This window comes from Parapedobacter tibetensis, from assembly GCF_024704835.1.
GTDB classification, from domain to species: domain Bacteria; phylum Bacteroidota; class Bacteroidia; order Sphingobacteriales; family Sphingobacteriaceae; genus Parapedobacter; species Parapedobacter tibetensis.
On record NZ_JAMXBE010000005.1, the window covers coordinates 432,792 to 455,801 of the forward strand.

At 47.8% G+C, this 23,010-nt stretch carries 21 protein-coding genes; 13 read left to right on the plus strand and 8 right to left on the minus strand.

The window, feature by feature from the left end:
• The first annotated feature begins 10 nt into the window (after window positions 1-10).
• The 3 genes from NF543_RS11480 to NF543_RS11490 are packed head-to-tail and all read left to right on the plus strand — an operon-like array spanning window position 11 to window position 7,498.
• Window positions 11-3,499 carry an RHS repeat domain-containing protein gene (locus tag NF543_RS11480; protein ID WP_257668272.1) on the plus strand — a complete coding sequence of 1,163 codons (3,489 nt, stop codon included), beginning with the start codon at window positions 11-13 and terminating at the stop codon, window positions 3,497-3,499.
• Between the two features lie 36 nt (window positions 3,500-3,535).
• Entirely contained in the window at window positions 3,536-6,997 is a 3,462-nt protein-coding gene (locus NF543_RS11485) for a DUF6443 domain-containing protein (RefSeq protein ID WP_373275005.1), read from the plus strand.
• A 3-nt stretch (window positions 6,998-7,000) separates the two neighbouring features.
• Window positions 7,001-7,498, plus strand: coding sequence for a hypothetical protein (locus NF543_RS11490; protein ID WP_257668273.1), 498 nt, complete (start codon window positions 7,001-7,003; stop codon window positions 7,496-7,498).
• A gap of 33 nt (window positions 7,499-7,531) precedes the next feature.
• Here NF543_RS11490 and NF543_RS11495 read toward each other — a convergent pair whose 3' ends face one another.
• Window positions 7,532-7,660, minus strand: a complete 129-nt coding sequence (locus tag NF543_RS11495) for a hypothetical protein (protein WP_257668274.1) — start codon at window positions 7,658-7,660, stop codon at window positions 7,532-7,534.
• Between the two features lie 174 nt (window positions 7,661-7,834).
• Here NF543_RS11495 and NF543_RS11500 point away from each other — a divergent pair, with 174 nt between their 5' ends.
• The 3 genes from NF543_RS11500 to NF543_RS11510 all read left to right on the plus strand — a co-directional run bounded on the left by NF543_RS11500 (window position 7,835) and on the right by NF543_RS11510 (window position 9,535).
• The gene (locus tag NF543_RS11500; RefSeq protein WP_257668287.1) at window positions 7,835-8,053 is read left to right on the plus strand and encodes an RHS repeat-associated core domain-containing protein; all 219 of its coding nucleotides are present in this window, start codon (window positions 7,835-7,837) and stop codon (window positions 8,051-8,053) included.
• Complete coding sequence (locus tag NF543_RS11505) at window positions 8,025-8,573, plus strand: hypothetical protein (RefSeq protein WP_257668275.1); 549 nt, start codon at window positions 8,025-8,027, stop codon at window positions 8,571-8,573. Before NF543_RS11500 ends, NF543_RS11505 begins: the two co-directional genes overlap by 29 nt.
• Window positions 8,574-8,833: 260 nt before the next feature.
• Complete coding sequence (locus NF543_RS11510; protein WP_257668276.1) at window positions 8,834-9,535, plus strand: hypothetical protein; 702 nt, start codon at window positions 8,834-8,836, stop codon at window positions 9,533-9,535.
• A 553-nt stretch (window positions 9,536-10,088) separates the two neighbouring features.
• Here the strand turns inward: NF543_RS11510 and NF543_RS11515 are convergent.
• Window positions 10,089-10,319 (minus strand): hypothetical protein, encoded by a 231-nt coding sequence (locus tag NF543_RS11515; RefSeq protein WP_257668277.1) that lies wholly within the window; start codon window positions 10,317-10,319, stop codon window positions 10,089-10,091.
• A gap of 365 nt (window positions 10,320-10,684) precedes the next feature.
• Here NF543_RS11515 and NF543_RS11520 point away from each other — a divergent pair, with 365 nt between their 5' ends.
• Together NF543_RS11520 and NF543_RS25535 are read left to right on the plus strand one after the other, a co-directional pair.
• A complete protein-coding gene (locus tag NF543_RS11520; RefSeq protein WP_257957475.1) occupies window positions 10,685-10,921 on the plus strand; it encodes an addiction module protein in 237 nt (78 codons plus the stop codon).
• Entirely contained in the window at window positions 10,921-11,220 is a 300-nt protein-coding gene (locus tag NF543_RS25535) for a type II toxin-antitoxin system RelE/ParE family toxin (RefSeq protein WP_373275004.1), read from the plus strand. The genes NF543_RS11520 and NF543_RS25535 overlap by 1 nt, the downstream gene beginning before the upstream one ends.
• A gap of 350 nt (window positions 11,221-11,570) precedes the next feature.
• Here the strand turns inward: NF543_RS25535 and NF543_RS11525 are convergent, their stop codons facing one another.
• Window positions 11,571-11,786 (minus strand): DUF8507 family protein, encoded by a 216-nt coding sequence (locus NF543_RS11525; RefSeq protein WP_257670964.1) that lies wholly within the window; start codon window positions 11,784-11,786, stop codon window positions 11,571-11,573.
• Window positions 11,787-11,885: 99 nt separating this feature from the next.
• Entirely contained in the window at window positions 11,886-12,068 is a 183-nt protein-coding gene (locus NF543_RS11530) for a hypothetical protein (protein ID WP_257670963.1), read from the minus strand.
• Between the two features lie 1,417 nt (window positions 12,069-13,485).
• Between NF543_RS11530 and NF543_RS11535 the strand changes: the two genes are divergently transcribed.
• The 3 genes from NF543_RS11535 to NF543_RS11545 are packed head-to-tail and all read left to right on the plus strand — an operon-like array spanning window position 13,486 to window position 19,485.
• Window positions 13,486-16,776 carry a SusC/RagA family TonB-linked outer membrane protein gene (locus NF543_RS11535; RefSeq protein ID WP_257670816.1) on the plus strand — a complete coding sequence of 1,097 codons (3,291 nt, stop codon included), beginning with the start codon at window positions 13,486-13,488 and terminating at the stop codon, window positions 16,774-16,776.
• Between the two features lie 17 nt (window positions 16,777-16,793).
• Window positions 16,794-18,161 carry a RagB/SusD family nutrient uptake outer membrane protein gene (locus NF543_RS11540; RefSeq protein ID WP_257670815.1) on the plus strand — a complete coding sequence of 456 codons (1,368 nt, stop codon included), beginning with the start codon at window positions 16,794-16,796 and terminating at the stop codon, window positions 18,159-18,161.
• Window positions 18,162-18,195: 34 nt separating this feature from the next.
• Window positions 18,196-19,485 carry a TlpA family protein disulfide reductase gene (locus tag NF543_RS11545; RefSeq protein ID WP_257670814.1) on the plus strand — a complete coding sequence of 430 codons (1,290 nt, stop codon included), beginning with the start codon at window positions 18,196-18,198 and terminating at the stop codon, window positions 19,483-19,485.
• A 76-nt stretch (window positions 19,486-19,561) separates the two neighbouring features.
• On the opposite strand, the gene NF543_RS11550 is transcribed toward NF543_RS11545, so the two are convergent.
• From NF543_RS11550 to NF543_RS11560, 3 genes are all read right to left on the minus strand, one after another.
• Window positions 19,562-19,792, minus strand: coding sequence for a hypothetical protein (locus NF543_RS11550; protein WP_257670813.1), 231 nt, complete (start codon window positions 19,790-19,792; stop codon window positions 19,562-19,564).
• A 129-nt stretch (window positions 19,793-19,921) separates the two neighbouring features.
• A complete protein-coding gene (locus tag NF543_RS11555; RefSeq protein WP_257670812.1) occupies window positions 19,922-20,476 on the minus strand; it encodes a Crp/Fnr family transcriptional regulator in 555 nt (184 codons plus the stop codon).
• A gap of 166 nt (window positions 20,477-20,642) precedes the next feature.
• Window positions 20,643-21,026, minus strand: coding sequence for a hypothetical protein (locus NF543_RS11560; protein WP_257670811.1), 384 nt, complete (start codon window positions 21,024-21,026; stop codon window positions 20,643-20,645).
• Window positions 21,027-21,207: 181 nt separating this feature from the next.
• Between NF543_RS11560 and NF543_RS11565 the strand changes: the two genes are divergently transcribed.
• The gene (locus tag NF543_RS11565; protein WP_257957476.1) at window positions 21,208-21,438 is read left to right on the plus strand and encodes a hypothetical protein; all 231 of its coding nucleotides are present in this window, start codon (window positions 21,208-21,210) and stop codon (window positions 21,436-21,438) included.
• A gap of 65 nt (window positions 21,439-21,503) precedes the next feature.
• Here the strand turns inward: NF543_RS11565 and NF543_RS11570 are convergent, their stop codons facing one another.
• Complete coding sequence (locus NF543_RS11570) at window positions 21,504-22,607, minus strand: hypothetical protein (protein ID WP_257670809.1); 1,104 nt, start codon at window positions 22,605-22,607, stop codon at window positions 21,504-21,506.
• Window positions 22,608-22,813: 206 nt separating this feature from the next.
• On the opposite strand from NF543_RS11570, the gene NF543_RS11575 reads away from it, so the two are divergent.
• A partial coding sequence (locus tag NF543_RS11575; protein WP_257957477.1) for a hypothetical protein occupies window positions 22,814-23,010 on the plus strand: 197 nt, incomplete at its 3' end.

The window sequence follows — 23,010 nt, forward strand, 5'->3', positions numbered from 1 at the left end:
GTAAATTCCAATGAGATATAAATCAGAATTAAGAATAGCCAGCATTTTTGCATTATTTTATTTTGCCTTCTTCGCCACTGCTTATTGTCAGCAACAGGGTCAGGCGATTAGTATCCCGCAGATTATTCCGTCGGCACCGGAAGCGGATAATTTAGGAAGATACGGTGAAATTGGTGTGGGTGAATATACCGGGAATCCGAACATCAGTATACCGCTGCACACCGTTAGATCAGGAAAAATTGAGTTTCCTATTAGTCTCTATTACAATGCCACGGGTATAAAAGTTAATCAGGAAGCTACATGGGTTGGACTTGGCTGGGAACTAAGTGCTGTAGCAGGTATCACTTATATCCCGGCTGAAGGTAATGATCAATCAGTGGTAAGAGTGGCAACATGGAATGACTGGCAAGGGTTGATTGATTATATAAATCCATATAAAATTAATCCAATAATGGGAACTGAACATATTCCATGGGGTGAATGTCCTTATAATGCCCCAATTTCTACATTGACACCAGGAACTGTCATCGGAAATGCCATTGCTGGTTTAGGGGCTGTGGATCTTTTTCATGTCAATTGCATGGATCTGTCGTTTAAATTTTATATTCATCCAGGTACAGGGGAACTTAAAATCTATGGGGAACAGCAAGATGTTAAAATAGAAAAGGTTAACACTACAGGATTTCAAATCACCGATAGATCGGGAGTAAAATATTTATTTCTTGCCCAGGAAGGTACTCCCTATTTAAAGGAAATTACCTGTTGGTATCTGTCAGAAATTAGAAGGCCTGAAGGTGATTGGATGAAATTTAAATATCAAAATTTTGGATTGATAAAAATGATTCCGGCCCTTAGCGAACAATCGCTATACAATGCCAATGCAACCGTCTCGCAGGGATTAGGATATTCTCCAAGACGGATTCACACAAGTACTATACAAAATCTGTATTTGGTTGAAATCGAGTCTTCTCTGGAAAAGCTTGTATTCAATTTAAGTGCAAACAGATTGGACTTGGCGGGTGAAGGGGCAAGAAAGTTGGATTCTATTTCGGTTAGCAGTAAGATTTCTGATAGTAAAAAGACTTATGTGTTTGAATATAGCTATTTCGACAGTAGTACCATTGGAGCCAATTACTTAAATGATGATACCTTTTCTGCTGGCATCTGGAATGGTCTGGGAATCAGCGAAGAAAATTTAAGAAAAAGGCTTAAACTGGTTGGTTTAAAACAAAAAGATCCACGTACATTAAAAACAAAAAATTATAGTTTTGAATATGATGAAACCAATCTTTTACCTTATAAAACATCATTTGCTATCGATCATTGGGGCAATTACAATGGAATGGAAAATAGTAGCAACTTGCTTAATTATAACGGGTCTTCCCATACAACAATACCTTACTTGTTCTCAATCTTTTATTCCGGGGGTGCCGGAGAAGACATTGTCACAGGAAAAGACTTTTACCTGGGCGCTGCAAGGGGAGCAAGCAGTAAATTCATAACTGCGGGAACCTTGAAGTCTATAACCTATCCAACGGGAGGCAAAACGATCTTTACTTTTGAACCCCATGATTTTCATAATCAATTAATTTTATCGGCGGAGGATGAAAAGAAGATAAAGGAAAGTATTTCAGCTTATACGGTTATGGATTTTGGGAATGATACAGGAAAACAGGCAGAATTTCGTTTAACAGAACAGACAGAAATACAGTTTTCTGGGCATATGAATAACAAAAATGGCAGTTATAATTGTCAGCAGTTAGCGAATATGTACATACGGTTGATAAGAGTTCCTGAAGCCAATCCGAATATGGTATGGAGATTTAATTGCTCAGATTTTCCATCTGGGGTTTACAATAAAACATGGAATGAAACCATCACGCTTCAACCAGGTATATATCAATTAAGTTGTGCTATCGGTAATTCCTCTTTAGGATTTCAAAATTATGTACCCCTTGTAACTGCTACCGTAAAGTCTAGAAAAAGCCCTTCAGATATTATTCCCACTGAAAACTACAGGTCAATCGGTGGTGGGCTTAGAATAAAAGAACTCAGAAATCTAAATAGTGATGATGGTTTTATCTCATCTAGAACATATGAATATACAAATAGCGATGGCAATTCAAGCGGGAAACTGATGGTGCCGATGAGTTATAGCTATAGTAAATATTATAAATATAAGATTCATCCTGATGATTTTGCTTTCAGATATGGTGTAGGGCTCCTTGTGAACTCGAATAATTCTTTTTCGCAATCTACCTCACCGGTAAAAGCTTCGATTGGATACTCAAGCGTAACTGTTATCGATAAGAATGCTGCTCTGTCAAATAATGGAAAAATTATAAAAAAGTTTATTAATGAAAATCCGATGGGTCATTTTTTTGGCAATATTATAATGAATGATGCCTCACTCAATGGAAATGTTGCGACAGAAACTTACTTTAATAGTAATTCCGAAATAGTCAAGGTCGATTCATCTGTGTATGAAAGCGCCGATGTTGAACGGGACTGGATAAATGTAAAGATTGAACGAATAGTAGCCGGACCCATCCCATGTTCCGTAGAAGGTCGTATGGATACTGAAGGTGCCTATTTTATAGGTGTTTATCCTTATGTGAGATATAAAAATTTATTAAAGAAAAGATTTGAACTTAATTACACGAAAACAGCAGTCAATAAAGTGGAGATAGAATACAGGTATGATAATCCATTATTGCTACAGCCAAACGGTGTTATTGTGACCAAAAGTGATGGTAGTAAGGAGATCAGCTATACCACTTATCCAGATGATTATCCAGCTGGCAATATGGCTATTGACAATATGAAAAAAGCTTATGGGCATTTAGTGTCTTATCCGATTGAGCAGGTGACATATAAAGAGGTGGGAACTACTAGAACTATCCTATCGGGAACTATCACAAAATATCTTGCAGGAGGAAGGGGGCGAATCGATCAGGTGATGGCGCTGGAGACGGCTGCGCCAATCGCTTTGAGTTCGTTCAAGTTTAGTAACCGCGGGCAGGGTGTCCTTCCGCCATCGGGAACCGCCTCGACATTTTCTCCTGACAATTTGTATCAAACAAGGCTTGTCTATAGTAACTATGATAGTTATGGCAATCCACGACAGATCACACCAACGCTGGGGGCGCCTGTCACTTATATTTGGAGCTACCTAGGTCAATATCCTGTTGCCGAGATAAGGAACGCAGACTTTGCTACTGTACAATCGGCCTTGGGAGGTTCTGCCGCTGTGACGAGCTTTACAGGCAGTAGTCCTGCAGACGTGGATTTACGGAGTAAGTTTAATGGCCTTCGTGCACCATTGCCGAATTCCTCACTGACCTATTATACTTACGACCCACTCAGAGGCATGACCAGCTCCACGGACGCCTCGGGGCGCACGGTGTGGTACGACTATGACGGTTTTGGCTGGCTGTGGCGGGTAAGGGACCATTCCGGCAATGTCATCGAGGAGTACAAGTACAATTACCGTCCATAGAAACCGACAGCTATGAATATCCAAGAAATGAAGACCATGAGATACCCGATAACCGCGCTGCTTTTTGTATGCCTTTCGATAACGGCCAGCGGGCAGCTGGTTCTGAACCAGCCCGGCGCGACGGGGGAATACACGGCGCCGACGACGATCACGCTGTCACCTGGATTCCACGCCACGGACAATTTCCGCGCATACATCGCGGCATCGCTTCCCGCACTGGGCAGCGGTGGGAGTAGCACGCAGAACTATGTCCAGGTTACGCGTTACCTCCGGGGCTATGGCACACCGCCTCCGGCCACCACGCTCACGGTTGCCGATGCGATGCGTGACATCACCTATTACGACGGGTTCGGCCGCCCGCTGCAGGAATTGGCAGTCAAGGCGGCACCGAACCACCGGGACATAGTGACCCCCATGACATATGACGCCTTTGGCCGGCAGGACAGGTCCTACCTGCCCTATGCGACACCCACGGGTGCCGGGGGTGCCTTCAAGGCCAACACGGTGTCCCTCCAGGCCACGTACTACAACAGCCCGCCAACAGGGGTGGTGCAGATCGCCCCTTCCGGTGGCACGACGCCATCCTTCTCGCAGACGGTCTTCGAGCCCTCCCCGCTCAACCGGGTGCAGAAACAGGGTTTCCCGGGGCAGGCCTGGCAACCGGCCGCCGCGAGGGGCACCACCACGGGCCGTACGGTCGATACCGAATACGCCACCAACAACGGCACCGCCTTCGGCACGTTGGCCGGCACCAAACGGGTGGCGCTTTACCGGGTGACGCTGTCCGGCACGGGAGTGCCCACGCTTGCCCTCACGGCAAGCCAGGCCTATGCCGCAAACGAACTCCATGTGACGGTGACCACGGACGAGAACTGGGCCGGGGGCAGCGGCACCTTCGCGAGCCGATTGCATACCACCGAGGAGTACACGGACAAGCAGGGACGCGTGGTGCTCCGCCGGACCTTCAACGACAACGGCGGCACGCCGGAGATGCTGAGCACCTATTACGTATATGACGACTTCGGGAGGCTAAGCTACGTGCTGCCCCCGGGGGCGGATCCGGACCGCAGCGACCTTCCGGCTGCCGGTGCCACGCGCACGGCATGGTTGGCCGACCATGCCTACCAATACCGGTACGACGGGCGGGGCCGTATGGTGGAGAAACAGCTGCCGGGCAAGGGGCGGGAGTACATCATCTACAACAAACTGGACCAAGTGGTGGCCACCCAGGATGCGAACCGGCGGGCCGCCAAGGAGTGGCTGGTGACCAAATATGACGGTCTTGGAAGGGTGGTGCTTACGGGCATCTGGACCAACGGTGGCACGGCGATCGGCAGGGAAGCCGTCCAGGCGGCGGTGGACAACCAGACGGGTTCCAACGCCTGGGAGGAACGCACGGGCACTGCTTACACGACCCGTTCGTGGCCGGCGGGTGCATCGGCCATCGCCACGGTGCTGACGGAGCATTTCCACGACGATTACAACGTCGCGGGATTCGTGTCATTGCCATCGGTCTACCGTCCCACGGCATACAGCGCGATGACACACGGACTGCCCACGGTATCCCGGGTCCGGGTGCTGGGCACATCCACCTTCCTGTGGAACGCGGTTTACTACGATGACCGGGGGAATGCGGTGCGGACGTTCTCGCAGCATTACCAGGGAGGGGTGTATTCGACGAGCAAGTTCGACGACACCGCCAAAGAATACAGCTTCACGCGGCAGGTGAAGAAGGAAACCAGGAAACACCACACCACGAGCGCCACCACGCCGGCGGTGACGGTGACCACGGAGTACGGATACGACCACCGCGACCGGCCCGTCGATACATGGAAGACGGTCAGCCCCGGAAGCACCCGGACACTCATCGCACGCAACGGATACAACGAGGTGGGGCAACTGATGAAAAAGGGGCTGCACGTGGACGGCAACGGGTCCGCCAAGCAGACGGTGGCCTACACCTACAACGAGCGGGGCTGGCTGCGTACCTCCACGGCGGGGCTTTTCGCCATGGACCTGAAATACGAGAAGGACGTGCCGGACAACCAGAAGCAATACAACGGCAACATCTCCCGCCAGGGCTGGGGCGTACAGGGCAACCTGGACAAGGTGTACGACTACCGGTATGACAGGCTGGACCGGCTGGTGCTGGGCACGATGGCCGGCAACGGGGCCCGGGAGGCGGTTGCCTATGACCGGATGGGCAACATCACGGCACTCAACCGGATGGACGCCACGGGCACGCGCGTGGATTCGCTCGGATACGACTACACGGGATGGGGCAACCGGCTTAAGGGCGTGGCCGACCGGGTGACGAACAACACCGTGGCACCCTACCAATTGCCGGGCACGACGGGTTACACCTACGATGCCAACGGGAACCTGCTCACGCGCAGCAACGCGGCCAATGATGGCAATAACCTCACGGTAAACGGATACAACCACCTCAACCTGCCCCAACAGGTAACGACCCCCTCGGGCACGGTGAACTACACGTATGATGCGACGGGGCGGAAGCTCCGCAAAACGGTGGGATCCCAGGCCACGGAATACATCGACGGCATCCACTATAACGGCACGGCCATCGAATTCATCCAGACGGAAGTGGGCAGGGCCTACAAGGGGAATTCTACCACATACGGCCACGAATACACGCTCACGGACCACCTGGGCAACGCGCGGGTGGGTTTCGACCTCAATGGCGGCACGGTCCGCAGGATCCAGGCGGATGACTATTACCCGTTCGGGTTGGTTTTCAACAGTTACCTGAACGGAGTGAAAAATAAGTATCTTTACAACGGGAAGGAGCTCCAGGACGAGCTGAAGCAGTACGATTACGGCGCTAGGTTCTATGACCCGGTGATAGGCAGGTGGGGAACGGTGGATCCGTTGGCTGAATTATATGAAAATGTATCCCCATACAACTATACCTTAAACAATCCTATCAGATTTTCAGATCCGGATGGGATGTCTGTAGCGGATAGTGTAAAAAAAGATGAACCAAAGGCTATCGAGTTAGAAGAAGTGGCGGTGACAAGGCAAGCACCTATGTCAGCTAAAATTTATTTTGGTGGAGAACGGGTGATGGGGCCAGTGTATGGATTAGGGTCTAATATATATCATTATTTCTTTAGGAGAGAATTTATTGATAACTTGGGCCAAACAGTATATGTTGATAATGATGGAAAAACAATAACCCCAGTATTAGGAGGTACGGCCCCTACTCCAGGGATGCCTAAGCTAAATCCTACAAATGCTCTTAAACTTGGCAAAGCATTGAAATCTTTAACAAGAAAAGGTAATATGCCTAAACAGGTTGATAGGGTAGACATTCCTAAATTAGATCCGTCTGGAAATCCAATACACGGTCAACAGACCCACATTCATTTAAATGATGGAAGGGCTTTGAATATGGATGGAACATGGAAACATGGGAGTGGAGAGGTTCCTAACGCCGTTCTTAAATGGATTGAAGATGTTGCAAAAAAAGTATTATAAATAATGGATAAGAATAAAATTATAACATCGGCGCTGGATAGCTTCTATGAAACAAAAACTCCTTCCTTCCTTCATTTAGATGAGATATATCCGAAAAACGAGTTAATGTCAAAAGGCCAACTTTTTGTAAATGGCATAAGTTTGTTTAATGAAATCGTTCACTTATGTGTGGAGCGGAGGATGTTGGATTGCATGATTGATTTACAGATCGAATTGGAAAGCAATTCGACTAATATTGTAAGGGTTCCAAATGATGAACAGTCATTAATTAGTATGGTTGACACGTTGTCAATGCCAGAGATAACAGTCTCCGTATGTAAGACCCCGATTTGGCCTCCAAAAATTGAGCTTTATATTGCTCCATTACCTTTCAAAATAAGTAATATGTTAGATGGCGGTTTCGCTTTGTATGAAGAATATAGGACTTTAGAAGAGCTTGTGAGCAATATGGAATACAGTCGATGGTTGACGTTAAGCTTCGAACAAAACAAACCTGATTAATGCCTGTCAAGCCTGGCTCTTGCGTCTGGCTTTTCATTTGAGTATGGCCTGCATCTTGCTTTTTGCAAGGAACGCACCAATCAGGGCGAAGACATGTTCCCTATCGCTCTCGTCGAGGGTGACGCCGCGCGCCAGCTTCTTGGCGACCTCAATGGATGGCATGACCTCTTATTATGCGTGCTATGCCGATTTCGGGGGCGAGTTTGCCCTGTGACAGCCCTAAGCAACCTAAACCCAAGTGGCTTATAAATCCGCAAAAATTCTATCTTTGAAGTGTTAGACGTTCTTTGAGAAAGGCAAAATTTCGCTGTAAGGAAAACGGCGGGAACGCAAAAAATCCGTGGAAAGCAGTATGACTACGGCGCTAGGTTCTATGATCCGGTGATCGGCAGGTGGGGGACGGTGGATCCGCTGGCGGAGCAGGGCAGGAGGTGGTCGCCGTATACATACGCGATGCGGTACAACATGGAGAGCACGGCCCACTACAACGGAAATATCGCCGACCAGGTGTTTCGCGCAAGCACAGATGGCAACGATTTTAAAAGAAACAATTAAACATTTTCCTTTTGATTGGGCAAATCTTAATTCTTATAGGGAAAGTTCCGCTCATAGAAAGGAAATATATTTAAAGGATCAAAATAGCTTAATTGAAGGTTTAATGTTTTTATTTTATTCTTTGTTTGGAGATTCCAAGGGTAGATTGATAATTTATAATAAGTCATGGTGGGACTTTTGTTTGGATGCCTGGGATTTGGATAAGGATCAGTACAATTACGATTTAGAAGGAAAGTCTGCCGAAACTCAAGAATATTTGAAAATATTAAAGGAGTCTGGAATACAGGCCAATTATTCTGGTTGTTGTGTATGTATGGATTGGGACAGATTTCTGTTTGTTGTTCTTGAATGCATTATTAATCGTAAAGCGCCTTACATTCCATTATTTTGTGATGTAGAAAATAAATACTTTTTCTCCTTTCATCATACAGGAAGCATTGGTATTTATTATAAGGAAGAAAACAATGTAATAAAACAAATTTTATCAAAAGCTTACGAGAGGTGTGCCGTGGACGATTGAAGCAGTTGCCGCTAAGACGGGAAGAGGGTTAAACCTTATATCCGATTCACCTTTTTCCTATTTTTTATGACGGCATGTATCATAAAACATATAATTCTTATGATACCAAATGGGCCTCGCTACCGCACAGACGTAGGAAATTCATCGGAAGCCAGAGGGGGTTACATCACAATTGGAGGTAGCCATGTTAAAAGCAGCATGCCTGCGCACTCATTGCAAAACCCGACAAATTCCCTAAATTTGACGCTATAACAAAAAAAATGAAGCCCATGACCTCGGCCAAGCCCGTCCATATCGAATATGATATCCATGCCATTGACCTGGCGGTCATTGCCTATTTGCAGCAATGCCGGGAAGAATGGGGCTGGATGGCCAGTGAGATCACTTTCCTGATTGGCAGCCGCAACAACCAAGAAATCGAAGCCATTGAAGACCCCTCGCTCAAACTGGCACCCAATGCCCGCATCAAACGGAAAACGGGCCATTTTGCCCTCTCGGAACGGCAGGTATCGGTCTATGACCTGGAAACCTTCAATACCCTGCGGCTTATTTTTGGATTCGCACTGGAAGCGTGCTTTCCGAATCCTTATTTTGACGATGACCTGCTGCATGTACTGTTCAGCAAAGTGCCCGATGAACATGGGGCAATGGTGCAGATACAGAGCCTGGGCGGTACGCCTGTCGAATACACCTACCGGTTGCAACGGGAAGACCTGTTCGTGGCAGACGCCCCCGAAGCCCAAACCACTTTCAACCACGTAAAGGAGTTATATGGAAACGGCTATTTCAAAACACCCCAAACAGCATTGGATATACTGCTTGACTTGCGCGAAGCCGGGAAAACCGCCAGGCCCTACTACCTGGAGCAAGCCCTGCGCACGCTGACCGGCAAGGGCAAGGAAGGCGGCAAGCTGAAAAGGAAGCGTACCGCGGGCATCCGCCTGGAGTATGAGGAGAAGTAAGCGGTTAAAGCCCTTTGAAAACTGCCCTAAATGCGTTACATTTCTGTGATGGCAACAAATTAAAGCAAAACCAATATTTGAATTGAACCTCAGACTTTCGCCTTATTGGAACGTTTTTACGATTGCGTTGCCATTAATTACTGAGTATATTCTTAAGCATGACGTCAAGCCCGCTTGTTACATCAAGGAATAGGATTGATACATTTTAATTTTTTAATACGCTCAAAATCTTTCAGGTTTCTGGTGTATAAGCTCAGATCATGCACTAATGAGGTTGCGGCAAAATACTGTCACCCAGCTTTAAATTATACTTTTGACGAACCTCTATTGCCATATCAAATATCTCCTTTGTAGGTGTTATGACTGTCGTGTAGCTAAATATATCCAGAAAATACTTTTTCTGAACTTCGTTTAAACCATGATAGCCTAGTACCTCTACCCGTGAAATTTCAGAAACATTGGAACTTTCATCAATAAAAAGCTTCCGCAGATATTCGTATTCGTCAGAAAACGAATAGGTAATGATATTGCTGTCTAAAAGGAACGGCAGTCGTTAGGAAAATGGAAGCTCCCGGTCTGCACGCTGTTCTCTTTCCCAAGTAGCAGCATCCCCGAACGGAGAGGGGCCACTTGACTTGAAGTTTAGGATGCGGTTTTTTATAGCTTCCCGGTCACTTTTCCCCGTGTCCATGTCTTTCTTCTCAATAATAACATGGAGTTTCTTAGCCAAGGCCAATATCTTAGCCATGCTCTGCTCATTGTTAGTTTTTAAGATTAGTTCCATATCACTGCTATTATTAATTACACAAATTTAACTAAAGGGAATGGGAAAAGCAAAATTACTAAAATCCTCATTTCTTATTTCCCACCTAATCCAACCCCCTCACAACTTCCAGCCCCGCACCCACTTTCAGCACAAACTGATCTTTTGCCATGGACGTGCCGTCGCCTTGGATGAGGATGCCGGATTCGAGCAGGCTTAACTTGATGGCCCCGAAATCGGAGAGCTTGTACGGGCGGCAAAAAATGGATTCTGCATAAGTGACTATTTCTTTCCAGGTACGGGGTTCGACTTACCAAGTTTAGGGCATCTTTGACCTTAAAAAATATTTTCTTAAATTTGCTTTATCAAAAACTAATAATAAGGCTATGCCTCAGTTGAAGATCAGGGAAAAATTATACGATTATATTCGTTATGCCGATGAGAAGAAGGTCAAAGCCATCTATACCATGGTGGAGGATGAGATTGAGGCCAAAACCAATTTATGGGAAGATCCTTCGTTTCTGGAAGAACTTGATCGCAGGGTTGATGACTTTGAAAGCGGCAGGGTTAAGGCTTCAAGCTGGGATGAGGTAAAGGCAAAGGCACTTGCCCTAAGAAAGTAATGCCAAGTCTCATTCTTTTTCATCCCGAAGCGGAAAAGGAGTACCTAAAGTCTATTATATGGTATGAAGAGCGATTAGAAGGTCTCGGGCGCAGGTTTGAGAGAATGATTGAGGCTAAAATAGAGGCAATAGCAGAAAATCCGCTCCACTATCCCGTAAAAAAGAAGGACTTTAGGGAATGTTTGACTCCGATTTTCCCTTTTTTAATTGTTTACAAATATTACCCAAAAAATAATACTGTATTTATTGCGTCGATATTTCACAGCAGCCGAAAGCCAAGCAAAAAATATAGAAACTAACTTATCACAACTTCCACCTCCGCACCTTCTTTCAGCACAAACTGATCTTTTGCCATGGACGTGCCATCGCCTTGGATGATGATGCCGGATTCGAGCAGGCTTAACTTGATGGCCCCGAAATCGGCACTAAATTGCTTCAGCCAACTTTTTTAAAGTCGTGGTCTGCAAACTGATCGGTTGGGGTATAAAACTTGGAGATCACCTTCTGAATGAGGGAAAAACTTTGGCGTGACTGTATAGAAGGAGAGCTAAATGAAAACGACCGCCGACCAAAGCTTTATAAATATCATGGTACTTAGACCCTGAAGAAAGGCACATGACCAGGATATTACAATCCAGCACAACGAGCATCAGTGACTTTGTCTACGGAAGTGCTCTTTCTTCCAACTTTCAAAAATTGCGCCCGTATATCCCTTCTCATCAAAGGCGGCATCAGCCTCACGGGTTACTTTGTCAGCTAAATAGGAAATCAATAAAGATTTGATCTCCTTCAAATCCTGTTCAGACTGATCATCCCTGAATAATTTTAAAATTTCCAACTGTATATCATTCAATGCAGTCGCCATATCCGTATAAATTAAAGATTGCTGGCCATCCAAGCAATGCTGCTAAAGCAAAGATACTAAATTTTCTATTATTCCTTCTCTTTCTTATTTCGCTTGTCCTCACAACTTCCACCCCAGCTCCGCACCTTCTTTTAATACATATTTGTCTTCGGGGATGCTTGTGCCGTCGCCTTGGATAAGGATGCCGGATTTAGTCAAATCTTTCAATACATAGTTAAAATTCTGAACTTCATAACTGCGGCAAAATATTGTGGATGCATAATCAGAAATTTCATTCAGCATTTTAGGGGCTTCCAAGTGGCCATTTAAAATCAATGCTTTAAGGGCGAGAGCAGGCCCAAAAGACTCNGGATGAGGATGCCGGATTTAGTCAATTCTTTCAACACATAGTTGAAATCCTGAACTTCGTAGGTGCGGCAAAATATTGTGGATGCATAATCAGAAATTTCATTCAGCATTTTAGGGGCTTCCAAGTAGCCATTTAAAATCAATGCTTTAAGGGCGAGAGCAGGCCCAAAAGACTCGACTGAGCTGATGATGAACTTTGGATATAACTTGTTTGAACGATGTGGCTTTGTAGGTAAATAATCGGCAATATTTTGTTTGTTTCCCCGGGCAAGTTTATTAATTAACGCAAAATTGTATTTAGCTGTATTGAATTGGTCTTCAATACTATTTATTGTCGATTCATGGATGTCATTATTAATTGCTGTCTTTGCTTTTCCTGCAGGGCGTAAATTTCGTCCCCTATTAATAGTCTCCATTTGCGCCTTGGTAACATTCTTCGGCTCTTTTTTTTTGGTTTTTTTACCCATGGAAGCGAAAAAGTTTAAAATTTATTTTAAAATCCATCACGTAATTTGTTTTTATCAAAATATTTATTACATTTGCATTGTATTTCAATTCATTACCGACCACATATTAAAAGACCAACAGAAAAATAAATAAGAAAACAGTGTTCTGGGTATAGTATCTGGGAGCTGAAAAGAGATAGTTTTCATTTATAAAAGAGGTATTATTTAAAGTCTTGCGGTTTCCGTTCTCAGGTCCAGCAGCAAGGCAGCAGAATTTTACCCCGCCACGATCAACAAATAGTGCCTATTTTTCGCTATTTTTGACCCGTGCGGGGGCTGCTGTTCACCCGTTGCGACGTGACCTGAGAAATTATGGAACCACGGGATGCAGTCTCCGCACATTTTTTGTTTCTGCACCCCCCGCGCAAGGCTTGTTTTAAAAAAACAGGCTATGAACCACGTTTGCAAAACCATTTCCCCGTTGCTGTCTTTTCCTGCTTTCACAAGCAAGCGGACCATATTATACCTATTCAAACCTATCCCACCCACCCACAACAAATCCCACCAACCCGTATCAAAAAACGTGATTTGTGCACCGGAATAAATTCATATTCAAAACACCAGACTGGAAATGAAATGGGCTAGGATCTGCATTTGGCTGCGCCACGCCCATAAAGGGGCTAAAAAAATGCCCCCGTTTCCCGGTCTGTACCGACCCTAACGCTGAATGAAAAACCCGTTTTAGCTCAGGTTGGAGAAGATGTCTATTTTCGGTATATACAATTTTCAACAGCTAAAAATAGGCGCTTTACTTCAAATCTGCAAGTTATAACGTGAAATTTTCTTCGGCTTGGCGGTTGGTTGTTGAAATGAATATTTCTTAAACGACTTAAAACCAATGAAAAATGAAGCGATTATTACGCTTAGTGGCCATGCTTTGGCCAATACTAACGACCATGTGTTTGGAAGCCCGCACGCAGGCGGAGCGAAGCGAAGTCCCGACCAAGGTCGGGAGCTCGACTCAACGCTCCCCTGTGCTGTCGGGTATTGTGACCGATACAAGCGACAATCCGTTAATCGGGGTAACCGTAGCTGTATTAGGTACCATGGCAAAAACCCAAACGGATGACCGCGGCCGTTTTACCGTTAAGTCACCGTCCATTGAAGGAACATTGGTCATATCATTCCTCGGATACAAAGCCATACGGCAGCCATTTGGCAAAGGCAACATCGGGGCGTTCAACCTTGTCATGAGGGTTGACCCGACCATGTTAGAAACCGTCGAAGTAAGCACCGGTTACCAGCACATGGCGAGGGAAAGATCCACGGGTAGTTTCGAGGTTGTGGGCAATAAGCTATTGAACAGGAAAATCAGCACGGATATAATCAGCCGGCTGGAGGATGTCGTAAGCGGGCTGGCAACGGAAAAAATCACCCGCAATGCGGATAGGGGCGCGATGAACAGGGGACGGATCCTGAATGTTGGCATCCGCGGCGAAAGTACCATGCGCGCTAATAAATGGCCACTGGTCGTTGTCGACGGGTTTCCATACCGCGGGGATATCAACAACATCAACCCGAACGATATAGCGGATGTCACCGTATTGAAGGATGCGGCGGCGGCCTCGATATGGGGAGCAAGCTCGGCAAACGGGGTCATCGTCATAAAGACGAAGCGGGCGTCGATCAACAGGCCACCTGCGGTGGAGTTTACGGCCAATTTCACCATTGCCGATAAACCTGACCTGTTTTACCTCCCGCAGATCAATACAGGGGATTTTATCGATGTCGAACGATTCCTATATGGCCGGGGATTTTATGAAAGCCGGTTTAACGGCATCTACAGCGGTATCAACCCCGTGCCCCTGTTGCTCCGGCAACAGGAAAAGGGCATGCTAACATCCGCGGAACTGGAATCCGAAATCCTGCGACTACGCGGGGTGGATATGAGGGATGATTTCCTTGAGTACATCTATCGGCCATCATCCAAGCAGCAGTATCACGTGAGCGCATCGGGAGGAAACGAGAATTTCAAACTCATGGGGAGCTTGGGTTACGACGGCAACAGGAATGAGGTGGTTACATCGACTTATGAAAAGTACAACATCAGGTTAGCTTCGGATTTTGGCATTGGCGCAAGATTGCGCGTGAACATGGGGCTGTATTTCACCTCCAATGAATACCATGATACGGGCAATGAAAGCCAAGTCGAGTACCATAGGATGGGATTCGGGTTGGGGAACTACCCATACATGGAATTTGCGGATGAACGGGGTAATCCACTGGCTGTTAACGTGGTTGGGTTCAACCCTGTTTTCAGGGATACGGTGGCTGGGGGGCGCCTGCTCGATTGGCAATACAGGCCGCTTGCCGAATTGGGCGCAAGCTACAACCTGAACCGCACCAATGAGGTGATGGCTACCCTGGGCGCCGACTATAGGTTGGCTGAAGGGCTCACCGCCCATATGGCCTATTCGTACCAGACGAGCGGGGGTGAAGTCCGCAATTTGGAAAGCCTGGAATCATTCAACCAGCGGTATCTCATTAACTATTATACCGAGTGGGATGCAAACAACCTTAAACACAATATCCCGGTGGGGGATAGGATGGATCTCACGAATTACAACCACCATGCGCATAATGGAAGGGGGCAGCTCTCGTATCGGAAGAATTGGAATGGAACAGGCCAATTGGATGGGTTAGCCGGTGTGGAAATACGGGAAACAGGCCAACGGCATACCAACCGTCGTATATACGGCTACAATGGGGACCTGCTCGCTTACACACCCGTGGATGGGATCAATAGGGTAAAAGTCCTCAACGGACTGGATGGCACCGCGCTCATCCCGGATGGTACGGCTTTGGGTGACATACTGCAACGATTCGTTTCAACTTACGTCAACCTCGGCTACGACATGTACAACAGGTACACGGTTACCGCCAGCGCACGTACGGATGCTTCCAACCTTTTCGGTGTGAATACAAACGATAAATGGCAGCCTTTCTGGTCGGTGGGCTTCGGGTGGAAAATATCCAACGAGCCCTTTTTCCGCACGACATGGATCCAATACCTCAGGGCCAGGGGCACCTTTGGATACAACGGCAATGTCAATAATGGCATTTCCGCATATCCCACCATCGCATATAGCCCGTCACCCCACCCGGTAAGTGGCTTGGGGTACGCATCGGTGAGGAATCCGCCGAACCCGGACCTATCCTGGGAGAAAGTTGGAATGGCAAACTTCGCCCTTGAGTTCCAGACAATCAATTCCCGCGTCCATGGAACCATCGAATATTACAGGAAATGGCCTACGGGTCTATTGATGGCCAATAGGCTGGACCCAACACTGGGCTTTACCTCACATACGGTCAATAGCGCGAGCCTGAATGTCAACGGGGTGGACGTAAACCTTCACGGCAACATAATCAATCGCAGCAAGTGGGACTGGAGTGCCGATGTGACCTACGGTTTCAATCGTTCAAAAGTGAAAGAAAGCTACCTGTCCAGTGAATCCGGCGCTAACTTTGTCGGCGGTGTATCAGGCGTATTGATGACACCTGTGGAAGGGAAAGACCTTTATGGTCTTTATGCGTATAAATGGGGAGGCTTGGATCCGGAAACAGGGGATCCTATTGGCTACTTGGACGGCGAACCCAGCAAGGATTACATTGCCCTTTACAATCCGCGGTTGGCAGACTTGGAATATCACGGCCCAACCAAACCGGTGCATTTCGGATCGGTGAGGAACACGTTGCGTTATGGGAACATCGAAGTCTCGGCCAACGTAATTTTCCACCTGGGGCATTATTTTGCTAACGCGGGGTTGAATTATACCAACCTTTTCAACTCGGGGTTAGGCAATGCCCAGTTCGCCAGCCGCTGGAGGCAGCCCGGCGACGAACAACATACGGATGTGCCGTCCATGGTTTATCCGGCCAATATATTCCGCGACCGGTTTTACGAATTTTCCTCGGCTTTGGTGGAGCGGGCTGATTACGTCAAACTACGGGATGTAACGTTTTCTTATACGCTGCCTGCAAACAGCATCCCCATGTTTGAACAGTGCCGCATACACTGCTATGCAAGTAATTTCGGGGTACTTTGGAAGGCCAATAAAAGCGGTATCGATCCCGAATTCGGCCGCTCAATGCCTGCTCCACTGACAATCGCCCTCGGCGTCAATTGCAAACTTTAACCTATTACGAGATGAATATGAATAGATTTGGAATCCTTTTGTGGTGTGTACTACCGGCCATATTGGCTGCGCCTTCCTGTAACCGATACCTGGACGTGAAGCCTGACAAAAGCTTAGCCGTACCAAAAACACTCGCCGATTGCCAAGCTTTGCTAAACGATTATAACACCATGAATATCGGCTATCCGAGTGTCAATATCGCAGCCGCCGATGACCATTACCTGGCACTGGAAAGCTGGAATGCTGTTTCGTCGGTGGAATCACGTGAGAACTATGTTTGGTCACCACATGTACCGCCGGTGGTAAACCACTGGTTAGGGCCATATAAGGCTGTCTATCAAAGCAACCAGGTTCTGGAGATATTGGAAGGAATGGAAGAAAAGACCCGGAATGCCAGTTATTACCAGGCAATGGCCTCGGCCTTGTTTTTCAGGGCTTTTGCTTTTCACCAGCTCGCAACCGTTTTTGCTCCGGTTTATGAAAAAGAAAGCGCAACGATGGTGCTGGGCATTCCCCTGAGACTGAATGCGGGGCTAGACTACAAAACAAAAAGGAACACATTGGAAGAAACCTACGTGCGGATCGTAGAAGACCTCAAAGCCGCGCTACCACATCTGCCGTTCAAAGCAGAGCAGAAAACCAAGCCGAGTCAGGCGGCGGCGTTCGCCGCACTTTCCAGGGTATACCTCGATATGTCTGATTATGCGAACGCTGGTAAGTACGCCGACTCTTGCTTGTGGCTTCACGATGATTTGATGGATTTCAATGGGCTGGATGCGGAGGTGTCCGTTCCCATAGGGCGGTTCAATGCCGAGGTACTGTTCCATGCACTGGCTTATCCGGACCCTGCTTTATCGCCCAGTCTGGCCCTGATCGACAGCAACCTAATAGCTACATATGCCGCCACCGATTTGAGAAAACCGGTTTTTTTCGGAGCTGGTACAAACCCCGATATAAACACACACCGGTTTTTTAAAGGCAGCTATGATGGGTCCACCACGGGTCTATTCATCGGCCTGACGACATCCGAAATCCTGTTGGTACGTTCGGAATGTAGGATGCGGTTAGGCGATGCCGCCGGAGCGATAAGTGACCTGAATACATTACTGACCAAGAGATTTGAGTCCGGTCAGTTTGAACCGATTTCCGCTTCTGCGGATGATCCATTGGATATCATATTGAAAGAACGGAGAAAAGAGCTGGTGTTCAGGGGTAGGAGATGGGCGGACCTGCGGCGATTGAACATGGAATCAGGATTTGAGACGGAACTGGTCAGGGAATTGGATGAAACTTCCTATCGGCTACCTCCCAATGATCCAAGGTATGTGATGTTGATACCCCAGGAAGTAATCGAAACATCGGACATCGCCCAAAACAAACGATAATCTAATTTAAAACGACAATTTAATTTGAAATAACATGAAGTACATTCTAATATTGGCAACCTATTTCCTGATTAATCATTTTATTCCAACCACCGGCTATGCGCAAACCGACGCTATTGCCCCATTGTCTGTCGGAGACCCGGTACCTAAGTTGACGGTACATAACGTAATCAACGATATGGATAGCGTGATAACGCTGGGGAGCAACCCAGACCAGATTATCATCCTGGATTTTTTTGATACCTACTGTGGCAGTTGCATTTCAGCTATGCCTAAACTGGACTCGTTGCAGAAAGCGATGGGAGATCGGATCAAGATCTATCTGGTTACCTATCAGTCGAAAGAAACAATGGTCAATTTCTTCAAAAACAGCGAATACCTCAAAAAGCATGGGGTGTCTTTGCCTTGTGTTGTTGAAGACACGCTGCTTAGGCAATATTTCCCCCATAAAATCATATCACATACTGCTTGGCTTCATTCCGGATCGGTGCGGGCCATCACCCATTCGGGATATGTGACCGGCGAATCGCTCAATACATTACTCGCCGGCAAGCCCTTGAGTCTACCTATCAAAGCGGATGATGTTGAATTTGACCCCTCGCAAAGGGTATTTGACGTTACTGCTCCATCTTCCTTCAATAACGAACACTTATCTTACAGTGCGATAACGGGCTTCCGAAGCAACATCGATTACAAAAAAGGAACTAAATACTCCGAATACGAGCCGCAGCACAATCGATACAGGAGCTACTTCTATAATCTGTCGCTCTTTGATGCATGTAAGGTACTGCTTTTCAAAATTAGAGGTAAGTCAGATTTTATGTTGACACCGGACAGGATTGTGATGAGTGTAAATGACGAGAATCGCTATCGGTACAATCAGCAGTTTGGGAATTACGATCTGTGGCATCGGGAATATGCTATCTGTTATGAACGAATTGACTACACCGAGCTGGACGGTCAGCAGCAGGCTCAAATCATGCTTGCGGATATCTGCAATGCGTTTAATGTGGAGGCAAGGTGGGAGAAACGCCAAGTAAATTGCTTGGTGATATCGAAGTTATCGGAACCTCCGAAAGGGGAAGTAGACCTTTCAACTAAAAAAGGGAAAGGGATTCGGGTGCAAGGGGCAGATGTTTTAGCATTCACTTTGGACTACAGCGGACAATATCCCCCAGTAATCGATGAAAGTGGCTACAAAGAACATATGGTAATCGAAGACTACGCGAATATCGACGAATTGAATGTCCAGCTTGCGGATTATGGGTTGGTTATCAACGGGGTGATAAGGGAAATCGACGTGATGGTGCTCAATGAATTATAATGCAAAAGGTTGGTCCGGATCCGGACCAACCTTATCAGCTTTTGTAAAGCGGATTGTCTTTCAACCCACTTTTACACTACGGCGTATTCCTTAACAGGACATTGCCGGATTCAACACCTGACGATAACGCGATCAACATCGCATCCCTCAGGGACTCAGTAATTACTGGCCGACCTGAAGCATCCTCGTCCGCGGAAATGGAACAGATGTTCCCGACGCCGGGGCAGGATGGCTGGCTTGGCGAAGCCGGGCCATAATCGCTACTCAATGTCGGGTTTCCGTTCGGATTTAATTGAAACCATGCCATTTCTAATACCTCCTTTCTTTTATGACTTTTTGAACCATAGGATTCAATAGGGCCAAGGTAGGGGGTATTTTACCCGGAAAGTCGGCCATATGGCGCGATTTGCCATGCCATTTGACATCCCAAACCGTGCTATAGATAACGCTGGTAAACCCGTTTGCTCATGCCCAGGAAGGAAGCCTGCCCCTCACGGGTCAGCAGTTGGAAGGGGGTTTGATAGTGCGCGTGGGCATATTCGATACGTGCCTCCGGCCCAAAGCAAGCCAGCATCAAGCTGTGCTCCTCCTGCTTGCGCAGTTGCTCGGCCAGCAGGAAATTGAGTAGGACCCGAGTGTCGTCGTACTTCACCAGCAGCGATTCAAGGGCGCGGTCGGCCATTACGAATACCTCCGCGTCGGTAAGGAATTGGTAGGTATATGGCGAGCGTTCCCCCAGGAACAGGCCGTGTGTGGGGATGGCCGTTTCGCCGCAATTGATGAGCATGCTTACCGTATCCGGGGATTCCGTCCCGTGCCGTACCGCCATGCAGCCATCCTTGACCATCATCAGTTCACGGGCCCGCTGGCCTTGGCCTATCCATATACCGTCCCTTTTGTATCCGGTTTCCTCGGCGGATGACCTGAAATCCACCAGGAAACGCTGCGACAGTTTCATCTTTTGGTTTATCCTTGTAAAAACCCGCTCCATCGTTCCATTCGTTTGGTTTGTTTGCGATGTTGTCAAAAAAACACATATCCCCCGGCCCCGCCTTGCACACCCTGCCATGTTGTCCCGCTGCAAGGGCCTGGAAAACAAAGTGACGGGATTTTGCCGGGAACCGGGGATTGCAAAAGGGGATTTTATGGACAACCCGTTATTTTTTTTCCTGGCTGGGTGGCGGGTGCCGCTTGGGATGCCCCAGTACCGCCCGGTCCACCTCGCTGCGGTGGTAGACTTCCTTGCCGTCCAGGTCGTAAGCGTTGAAATAGGCGCTCCGCTTGAGTTCGCCCAGCTTGGTGTCGCCGATGTTGAAGAGCAGCTTCATGTCGGCATTGTCCAGCCAGGGCCTTGGTGGGTTATGGGCCGATAGCAGCTTCTCAATGCGCTGCAGGCGACCGTCCAACAGCTTCCAGTGCTGCAGCAGTTGCGCGAATTGATCGGTCAAGTGGCCATCGATGGATTTGAGGATGTTTGCACTGTTTGCCAGTTGCTGGCTGATCTGGTTCACCAGCCCGTAGTAGGGTAGATGCGATTCCATAGGCAGCTATATGTTTGGTGTAAGGCAAAGAGAGGTAAGCGATTATGGATTTGGGGATTGTTTTCTGGACTATTTTGAACATCCCCGCTTTTTTTTCTCGATAAACAGCATAAGGCATTGATTATAAAGGAAAAAAATAATAGCTTTGGGGTATGATAACGACCAATTGCTGAGGAATGCCATGGCCCGAACACCCGAGGATGAGACGATATTGGATCAATCGATCGCGGAGTTGCCCCTGAGCGCCGATTTCAAGGAGCGCAGCACGAAGATGGGCTTCGCCACGCTACGGCAGGTCACCGGATGCGACAAGCATTGGCTGCACCACCACCTGTACTTTTCTCGTGCCTGGTACAACGAGCTCGTGCTGTTTTTGAAAAAACAGGGCTTGTTGCGGATGATGAATGGGTAGGAAGTCCGGAAGCTGAGCGTAGCGAAGTCCCGATGAACGCAATGATATCGGGATCCTAAGGTTTCCTACACCGCCACCCCGTATTGCTCTTTTATCCCGGCAGCCAAGCGGAGGAACAGCTCATGCAAGGTTTTTGCATCGTGGTGCGACGGGAAGTTGTAGAAATTATTGGCAAAGGCCACGGGCGAAGGCTTCGCTGTCTTGGCCGTGCCGAAGTGGTTGCAGACAAACTCGAAGAACCGTTTGTGCTTTTCGGTGACGATGACGCCTTCGTCCACGAGCACCCGGCAGAAAAACGCCAGCTGCGAAGCCGAAAGCGCACACTTGGCGTAGATGGGCAGGAATCCCTGGGCCTGCAATTCCGTTGACATGGCGAGCACATCCTTCAGCACGCCGATTTTGGTATGGATATGGTGCACCACCTCTTCCAGGATACCCGGCAAGCCTTTGATGAATGCCTTGTTTTTGAGTTGTTTGTGCTGTGTATGCTCCAGCAGGAGGGTATCATAAGCCCGGATTTGCTCCATCAGTGGTAGTTCGATGGGTACCGCGCCATCCAGCCGTTGGGTGTAGTAGGCATAGTATTCCATGTCATTGAAATTCTGGAGCATCAGCAGCCGCTCCAACTTCCCCTGCAGTTTGGCATCTTTCTTATGCTGTGCACAACAAGCCTCCAGCAGCGGGGCGAGGCTACGTAGGTAGCGCAGCTTATGCAGGGGCACCCGATCACCATCCGGCAGGTTGTTGAACAGGAACGCATCGTCGAGCAATTGGATGAGCCCGCCATCCACCCGTGCCCGCCGCATCATCCGTTTGAGGGGTTTCAGTAGGGCGGCATTATCCCGTTTTTCATTCCGCAGTATTACGGTGGGGAGTTGCGCACGCCCGTCGAGGTAGCGGGCATACTGATTGACCAGGTATTCCCACACATCAAGCAGTGCCTGTTGAAGTGGGCCTTCGGGCGTTATCCCCAGCATAGCGGCCAATGTATATTGCTGGTCGCGAAAGAACGGCTTGAGCTGCCGCGATTTGCAATCCAAAAGCACTTGGTGGTAAGCGCGTTTCACGCGGGCCGTTTCGTCCAAGATTTCCTCCGGATCCATGTTGATGATTTGGCCGTTGGCCTCAAGCTCCACCCACAGTGGGAAATTTTCGATAAGGATATTCATTTCGATGGTTAAGTATGCTACCACTAATATACAAGGTTTCCGACATAGCTTTTGTAACAATCTTTATGCATATGGCTGGTGCCCCAAAAATAAACCACGGAATCCCACGGAATCCACCATATTCCCCCGGAATCCACCGCGTGTTTGCCAGCCCGTGGGGGTAATGCCATGTTTGTGCCATCATTCACTAAAAAGAAAGGAGTACAATGATGGATGCAACGATGCATGGACAATGGCCGGGGGCGATCCCCGGTATACGGAAACCCCGGGAGCGGGTGGTCCGTGGACGCTTTCCCACTAATTGGGGGATGGGCGTATGGGTGCTCGCACTGGCGGCACTGGCATTATTCAACTGGAGCGGGCCACTGCTGCGTTGGCTGGATCCCACGGCTGCCGTGGTTGA